General features: G+C 30.8%; 5 protein-coding genes. 1 reads left to right on the forward strand and 4 read right to left on the reverse strand.

The genetic code is table 11. The features are described 5' to 3' along the window. The 4 genes from SULYE_RS03915 to SULYE_RS03930 form a co-directional block, all read right to left on the reverse strand. Positions 1 to 1,435: alpha-amylase/4-alpha-glucanotransferase domain-containing protein (locus SULYE_RS03915; protein ID WP_007546722.1), on the reverse strand; the 1,435-nt coding region annotated here is incomplete at its 3' end. Between the two features lies 1 nt (position 1,436). Further along, the gene (locus SULYE_RS03920; protein WP_007546723.1) at positions 1,437 to 3,461 is read right to left on the reverse strand and encodes a glycoside hydrolase family 57 protein; all 2,025 of its coding nucleotides are present in this window, start codon (positions 3,459 to 3,461) and stop codon (positions 1,437 to 1,439) included. Continuing rightward, positions 3,458 to 4,405 carry an Rpn family recombination-promoting nuclease/putative transposase gene (locus tag SULYE_RS03925; protein ID WP_007546724.1) on the reverse strand — a complete coding sequence of 316 codons (948 nt, stop codon included), beginning with the start codon at positions 4,403 to 4,405 and terminating at the stop codon, positions 3,458 to 3,460. Before SULYE_RS03925 ends, SULYE_RS03920 begins: the two co-directional genes overlap by 4 nt. A 3-nt stretch (positions 4,406 to 4,408) precedes the next feature. Beyond that, positions 4,409 to 6,895: a sugar phosphate nucleotidyltransferase gene (locus tag SULYE_RS03930; RefSeq protein WP_007546725.1), complete on the reverse strand. Its 2,487-nt coding sequence runs from the start codon at positions 6,893 to 6,895 to the stop codon at positions 4,409 to 4,411. A gap of 461 nt (positions 6,896 to 7,356) precedes the next feature. Between SULYE_RS03930 and SULYE_RS03935 the strand changes: the two genes are divergently transcribed. Further along, on the forward strand, positions 7,357 to 7,988 hold a 632-nt coding region (locus SULYE_RS03935), incomplete at its 3' end, for an aminotransferase class I/II-fold pyridoxal phosphate-dependent enzyme (protein ID WP_007546726.1).

Genomic DNA, 7,988 nt, shown 5'->3' on the forward strand with positions numbered 1-7,988 from the left:
CTATCGTCGTTTGCATCTCATGAATTGTTGAGATTCCTTCATCGTCATGATTGCTTGATTGATTTGTTTGAAGTAGCTTATAGTGATATCCTTCTTTTCTTCTTGTTAAAGTGTTTTGAAAGTTAAACTCTTTATCTTTAATTGAAAGCTCCGTTAGTTGACCTGCTTCTTTGCTATCAAAAATCAATATCAAATTATCTGTATGGACTTTTACCTCTTCGTATCCATCGCAATTTATATCTTTAACTTCAACTTTTTTATGTTTTTTTGTTATTTTTTCAATCTCTTTTTCTGCTTTTATGATAAATCTATAAGCGTTGCTTCTTAGGTTTGGAAGATAAAGACCACCAAAAATTCCATGCCACAAAACATCATTACATTGAGATTTTAAAAGATTGTCTAAAAAAGCTTGATTTTTCTTATAATCTCTGTAAGAGATTGACAAGTCTAAAAATCTTTTATGTATCCTGTTTGATTCTGGATACTTTACTAAAAAGTTGTGCCAGATGTTGCCTTTTACAAACTTTTCAGACTCTTGACTCATGTTGTTTTTTTCTAAAAATTCTTTTAATTTTTCAAACTTTTCAAAATCTTCTGCAAATAAACTCCATTCTCCCATTTCATGGTATGAAGTGATAGGAAGGTAAGCTATTCCAAGTGGTTTTTGATTTTCTGAATATTCTTGGTAGTGCGCAAATTCTATGTCCTTTGAATTTGAAATTTCACTTAAAAAGTTTTCTAACCAACCTTGCTGATAAACCCACTGGTAAGTTTTTGGCCAAATTCCAAACTTTTCTCCATCGTCAAAAATTATTCCTGCCGGATTTTCAGTGTTTGACAAAGTATGCAGATATTCTTTTATTTTATCAACTGTTTTAAACGGAATTAAATATCTAAGATTTTTATCTATTGGAAAAAGCTTTACTTTGTAGCCGTTTGACTCTGTAATGTAATATCCATAAAGATTTTCTTTTCTAAATCCTGCTGACAAGAAATGATAATCGTCTACAATCACATACTCTATCCCAAGATTTACAATATCCGGTATGATGCTACTGTCCCAAACCCTTTCTGTAAGCCATAATCCTTTTGGTGTCTGGTCAAAGTTTTCTTTGATAAATTTATTTAACTTTTCAATTTGATATTTTCTATCATCTGATGGAATAGCTGCAAGGATTGGCTCGTAGTATCCACCACTAAAAAATTCTACCTGACCATTAAGTGCTAAATCTTGAAGAAGTTTAAATGTTTCTTTACTGTAATTTTTTATATACTCTAAAAGCCATCCTGAGTAGTGAACTGCAAACTTAAATTTTGGATATTTTTTAGCTATTTTTAAAAAAGGTTTATAAGCCTTTTCTATAGCTTCATCGACTACTTCATAAAAGTTTTCAACCGGTTGATGACAGTGTATTCCAAATAGTAATTTAACCATCTTACACCATCCAATCATAATCAAAATTTTCTGATATATCTAACATAATTATACTGTAAACAGGCAGCTTCTGTAAAAGCCGAGAATCTTTCAAGATTTCTATATAAAACTCAAACTTTTTCTCGTTTAAAAGATTTAAAGGTATTTTAATTTCAATTATCTTTTCGCATGCAGCTTCAACGCCGTTTTCATCTGTATGCTTTTCATTTGAAATCGGTACGGAAAATGAAATTTCTTTATCCGTGATGAAATTTAGTCTTAATATATCGTTTTTTATCTGATTAACACTGGCATCAAATCTGAGATAAAAGTTTTCTTTATCATAGCCATAGTAAAGTTTATTTAATAAAATCTCTGTATTCATGGATGATAAATCAAAGGTTAAATCTATCTCTCCTGAAAATAGCCATTCAAAATAGTTTGTGATCTTTCCATCAATTGTTGGTGTGATATAGTTTTTCGGCTTTTTTATGATAGGTTGTTTGAATGTTTGTTTTATCGGTTTGCTTAGCTTAGCTGGTGGCTTTTTGCCAAAAACATCATAAACTTTCATTAGATTAGACCTAAATAAAAGGTCAAATTTGTCTGCGTAGATGGTAAAATGGTCATCTCCATACCACCAAAACCAATCACTTCCTTCTGCTATGTAGATATATTCTATTGCCTTCTTATATAAATCATTTTCTTTTTCTGATTCTAAAAAGTTTCTTGTTTCTGATAGATACTCCCACGCCGTGTTTTTCTCCGGATGTCCTATCCATGTTGTAAAATTTCCGTATATCCAACTGCCGGCTTTTATTGATTCTAAATTTTCAATTTCTACATTTTTTCCCAAGACTTCTGAAAATGTAATGCATTCTATCCATCTTTGGTGTGAGATTTCAGAGTACAATCTATTGAAGAAATCTTTACCATTGTTTTTATAAAACTCCCAAGCATTTTCTCCATCAAGAATCACACTTACAACTTGACAGTGCTGAGAAGAATTATAGATTGACCTTAAATGAGAGATAAAATCATCCACCGCATTTTTTTCATTCATGTTTTGATATCTAAATCCTATGCTATCACTTAAATATTTATCTCTAAAAAAAATGTAAATATCTTTATACTTGTAAATTTTATACTTATCTCTTTTTCCTGCCACGTTGTAAAGCACATCTTCATCTGTTGCTGTCCATTTTATTTTATGTTCTATAAATAAATCTAATGTTTGATTTGATAAAGAACCTTCGGCTGGCCAAAGTCCATTTGGTTTTTTATCAAAAATGCTTTGATACTCATCTAAAGCTGCGTTGAGGTGATAAACTGCATCTTCTTTAAAGTTTGCTGTAATTTTAGGTAGAGAGATGTCAGGTTTAGATTCTTTGGCTGATTCTATGTTTAAAAGTAAAGGTAAGATTGGATGGTAATACGGCGTTGTGGTAATCTCAATCTTTCCTTCGCTTTCAAGGTTTTTGTAATATGGAATAATTTCTTTTAAAAAGTTTAATAAAACATTTATGAGCTTTTCTTTTTCTTCTTTAGTAAAATCTTTCCCTTTTTCTAAAAGAGTTTTTATATAATGATTATTTTCTCTAAGATAATTACCTGTCCAAGATAGTAAAAAGAGAACTTGTAAATCTAAAAAATCTTGATTAGTTAAATTTTGAGTATTCATATACTTTTGATGAATCTGAAAGTATCTCGGAATTGGCTTTATCATAGTGGTAAGATTCGCACTAAAAAGTATTCTTAGAAGATATTCTTTTTCAGTATTAGAAATTTTATCTACGTCCTTCTTCAATAAGTTTAAGAATTTACAGCTTGAAGGGTTTTCTGAATATATTTGAAGCTGTTTTATTAGAGAAGGAACTAAGTTAAACGTTGCTTTTATTTTTTTGTATTTTGAAACAAGCCATGGCATTTCGTAGTAATCTTTTATCCCATGTAAAAACACCCATGGCATTTCAAATTCTCGGGTAAATGGGTCTATATACCAAGGTTGGTGCATATGCCATAAAAAACAGAGGTATAGTTTTTTCATTTAATATTTTCTAACTCCTCAATACTTTTAGCTAATGCTACTTTTGTGAAAATTTTGTCTAACTCTTCTATCTCGTTACACTGTTTTATAATCTTTTCTAAGCTCTCCGGCACAGTCCCAAATTTTAGCTGAGTTAATTTTATTAAATCTTCCTTTTTAGCTTCTAATTTGCCTTCTAATTTGCCTTCTAATTTGCCTTCCATTTTTCCTTTTACCCAACCTTCCATTTTCCATTTTTCTGTTAAAGTCATCATTTTTTCATCACCTCCAACTACTTCTTTTAAAACTTCTTCCACTTTTTCAATATCCTTTTTTACTAATACAATGTAGTCAAAAGCTAAATACAGACAATCCGATTTATATTCAATCATTAATTTAAAAATCGGTTTAAAGCTTTGGATATCTTCAAAGATATGCTTCATAACAAGTAATGCTGAAATTGTGCATACATCTTGATATAGTCTGTTTTTCAAATCTTCATCTGATATTTGATTTAAATCTATAAGCAGGTAGTTTAACTTCAAGCTGTATTTTTCTAAATTTTTACTGCTTAAAACAGGCAGAGTTGTAGGTATGTTCCATTTTCTTTCTCCGTGACAAAAGACTATATTAATGATAGGTGGATAATATTGTTTTTCTTTTGCCGTTTCTTGCCATATTACTGCGTTGTAGTGTAGTAGTTGAGATGGCAAGTCATAATCTATGTAAGATTTATGCTCAAAAATCAGTCTAATAAACGCTTCTTGGTCTTTAACTTTACATGTGAATAACAAATCAAGTATAAACTTTTTAGATTTTTTAGAGAATTTTTCTGTGTTTACTATGTTAAGTTGCTGTACTTCTTCTGCTAAATCTGGAGCAAAAATATCTAAAACGGTTTTCACACTTTTTGGATTGGAAAATATCTGCTTAAAAAACCAATCGTGCGGCTGGATATTTTCCATTTCCTATTCCATCCATTTGTTTATCTTGTCGATATACTCATTTAAAACAGCTTTTGCTTTTTCTTCTTTGTCAGAATTGACATATAGATGTAAACTATCTGCATACTGGTCTGGAAGCATTAATATCCAAGTTTTCTTATCTATAAAGATTTTAACACCATCAACAAAAGATGCATCTTTTCCTATAGCTTCTTCTGTGAATTTTCTCATCATTTTTCCTTTTAGATTAATAGGGCAAGATACAACTTTATGTTCAAAGTAATGGTTTGGAATAATTTTTTGTATATCTGATATTTTTTGTTTTGTTTTACTTAACATCTCAAGAATTTTAATAGAAGCAAACATACCATCAAAGCTATAAGACATTTCTGTAAATGTATAATTTCCTTCAAGATTTCCAAAGAAGTAATAATCTTTTAAAAAGTTAGATTTTAGACCGATAGTTTTACCTCTTTCTACGATTATATTTTCAAACATCTCATCCATAACCTCCGGTACATAGACCGGTAAGTAAACTTTAACCTGTCTATTGACTGTTTTATCTATCAAATAAAGTATTATCAAAATAGCAGCTTCATTGTCTAAAATTTCACCATTATCTGATATGATTACTACTCTTTGACCGTTTGGATACATTACAAATCCTATATCAGCAGATAATACATTAACCATTTTTGAGATTTCTTCTGCGGATTTTTTATGAAGAGTTGAGATTTGAGACAATTTTTTCTCATCAAAATAAGCATTTAGAATAATGTTTTCTATTCCGATTGTATTTACTATATCCGGATATATGATAGAAGTAGAACCATTTAGCAGGTCTGTGATGATTTTAAATTTATAACTTTTAATGCTTTCTTGGTCTATCAATGATAAAAATTTTTCTTTGTAAGATTTCAGTGGCAATGGTTCATCTTTGATTTCTCCTATTTCATTGTAATTTACTCTTCTAAAACTTTCTCTAAAGAATATTCTTTCTATGGATTTTTCTGTATTTGTGTCTATCAAAAGTCCGTCGTTGTCGTAGAATAGAATCTCTGTGATTGTTGGATTTTCCGGAGATTGTCTAAAATGAACTCCACCGATCGCATCGGTATTTGATAGTAAAAATCTCATAACAGGAAGTGGCATAAGTTTTAAATCTATAACGTTTAAACCTGACCCAAGCAGTCCACCAAGAAAAGACCTTTTTAACATTCTTGAAGCCCTGTGATAATCTCTTGACATTAAAATTGTCTTTCCAAGTGGTAATATAGACCCAAAGCTTGCAGCAAGCTTGGCTGTCATTTCATTAGAAAGCTCAATATTGGTTCTTCCGGAGACTTTACCACCTTCAAACAATGAAGATTTCCATTTATCACCCCAAATAAGATTACTGCTAATAATAGACCCTTCTTCAATGAGTTTGTTTGGCCAAATGATAACATCTTTCTCAAATGTTACATTATCTTTTATCTCACAACCTTCTGCTATGATGACTCCGTGCTCGGCTCTTACATTGTTTTCTATAATGTTATTATTACAGACAACAGAATTTAAAAATCTGCAATTATCACCAATTTTAACATCCCACCATAAAACACTGTCTTTAATGTATGTATTTTTTCCTATATGACAGTTTTTGCCAATAATTACATTTTCAAGTATGGTATTTTCTTCTAATTTTACATTTTCATCTAATACAACTTTACCAACGATTTCTAAATTTGCAGGTAAATCTTTTGTTTTTGTGTATAAAACACCGGATGGGTAAACGAGTTTTTCACCTTCAAAATCTATCTTTACTTTTTCTTTTAAAATGTCTTTATTTACTTCTCTATAACTCTCTGGATTTCCAACATCTCTCCAATAGCCTTTCGCATTATATCCGTAAAGTGTAATTCCTTCTTTCATAAGCTTAGGGAACAAGTCTTTACTAAAATCAAACGGAATATTATCTGGAATATAATCTAATATCTCTGGTTCAATTACATAAATACCTGTGTTTATCGTGTCGCTAAAAACTTCTCCCCATCCTGGCTTTTCTAAAAATCTAAGAATTTTTCCATCCTTATCTGTAATTACTACTCCAAACTGCAGCGGGTCTTCAACAGATGTTAAAGTGATTGTTAATTTAGAGTTAACAGCGTTATGAAATCCGATTATTTCTTTAAAATCAAAATCTGTAACTAAATCTCCACTTACTACGATAAACCTTTCATCAAGATACTTTTGTGCTTTTTTTACAGCTCCGGCTGTTCCATAATCATCATCCGGCAGCACATAGTTTATCTTAATTCCTAAATCAGAGCCATCTTTAAAGTAATTCTGGATAACTTCTGGCTTAAAGTATAATAAGACAACAATTTCATTTATGCCAACAGATTTAAGTTTTTTGATAATGTGTTCCATCATTGGTTTGTTAAGAATTGGAAGCATCGGTTTTGGAATGCTGTTTGTTAATGGTTGCATTCTCGTACCAAATCCACCTGCCATGACTACTGCCTTCATATTCTCTCCCCCTATCTCAAAAAGGTTAAATAATTATAGCATTATTCAGGTATGTTAAAATAATACTTAAATTAAACTCTGGGTGAAGGGTGCTGTAAAAATTTTTGTAAGTTCACCTTTCTTTGTCATCCTGAGGCCGAAGGCCGAAGGATCTCATCTTTTGATTTTTTGATTAAAAAGAAAAACATGAGATTCTTCGCTTCGCTCAGAATGACGATTTGGATTTTTGCAAGCAGTCTCACTCCGGGTGAGAAATAAGTGATTTTTATAGAATTTAAAAATGAGATTCTTCGGACTAAAGTCCTTAGAATGACAGTAAAAGGTTGAATGATAAACATTATAGTAAGAATAACCTTAGATATCATTCTGCAACCGGCGAAGAATCTCATATTTTTATTGAATTTTTCGCCCTCCGATGTATATAGCGAATTTTAAATATAAAAAAATATAAGGAGTCCTGGATGAATAAAGCGATAAAAAATCTTAAAAATTATCCTATGGAAGAATTAAATAAAATTAAATCATCGCTAAAAGAAAGAGGAATAAAAATTTATGATTTTGGAACAGGTGACCCAAAAGAACCAACGCCAGAAATAATAAGAAATGCAATTAAAAGTGCAATTCCGGAAGTTAGCCAGTATCCATCAGTTGCCGGAAGAAAAGAACTAAGAGATACAATCTCAAAATGGTTTGAAAACAGATTTTCTGTAAAACTTAATCCAGATACGCAAATAATACCATCGGCAGGCTCAAAGGAAGCAATTTTTCATTTTCCGTTAGTTTTTATAGACCAGGAAGAAGATAAAAAAAGAGTCATTTTTGGAACGCCGGCATATCCAGTATACGAAAGAGGAACATTATATGCAGGAGGAATTCCAACGCCTATAAAACTAAAAGAAGAAGATGGCTTTCTACTTAGACTTGATAAAATTGATAAAGAAATACTAAAAGAGACAAAAATTGTATGGATAAACTATCCACACAACCCAACCGGAGCAGTAGCACCTGCAAGCTATTTTGAAGAAACTATAAAAATCTGTCAAGAATACAATATTATTTTATGTTCTGATGAATGTTATACAGAAATATATTT

Source organism: Sulfurihydrogenibium yellowstonense SS-5 (assembly GCF_000173615.1).
Taxonomy (GTDB): Bacteria; Aquificota; Aquificia; order Aquificales; family Hydrogenothermaceae; genus Sulfurihydrogenibium; species Sulfurihydrogenibium yellowstonense.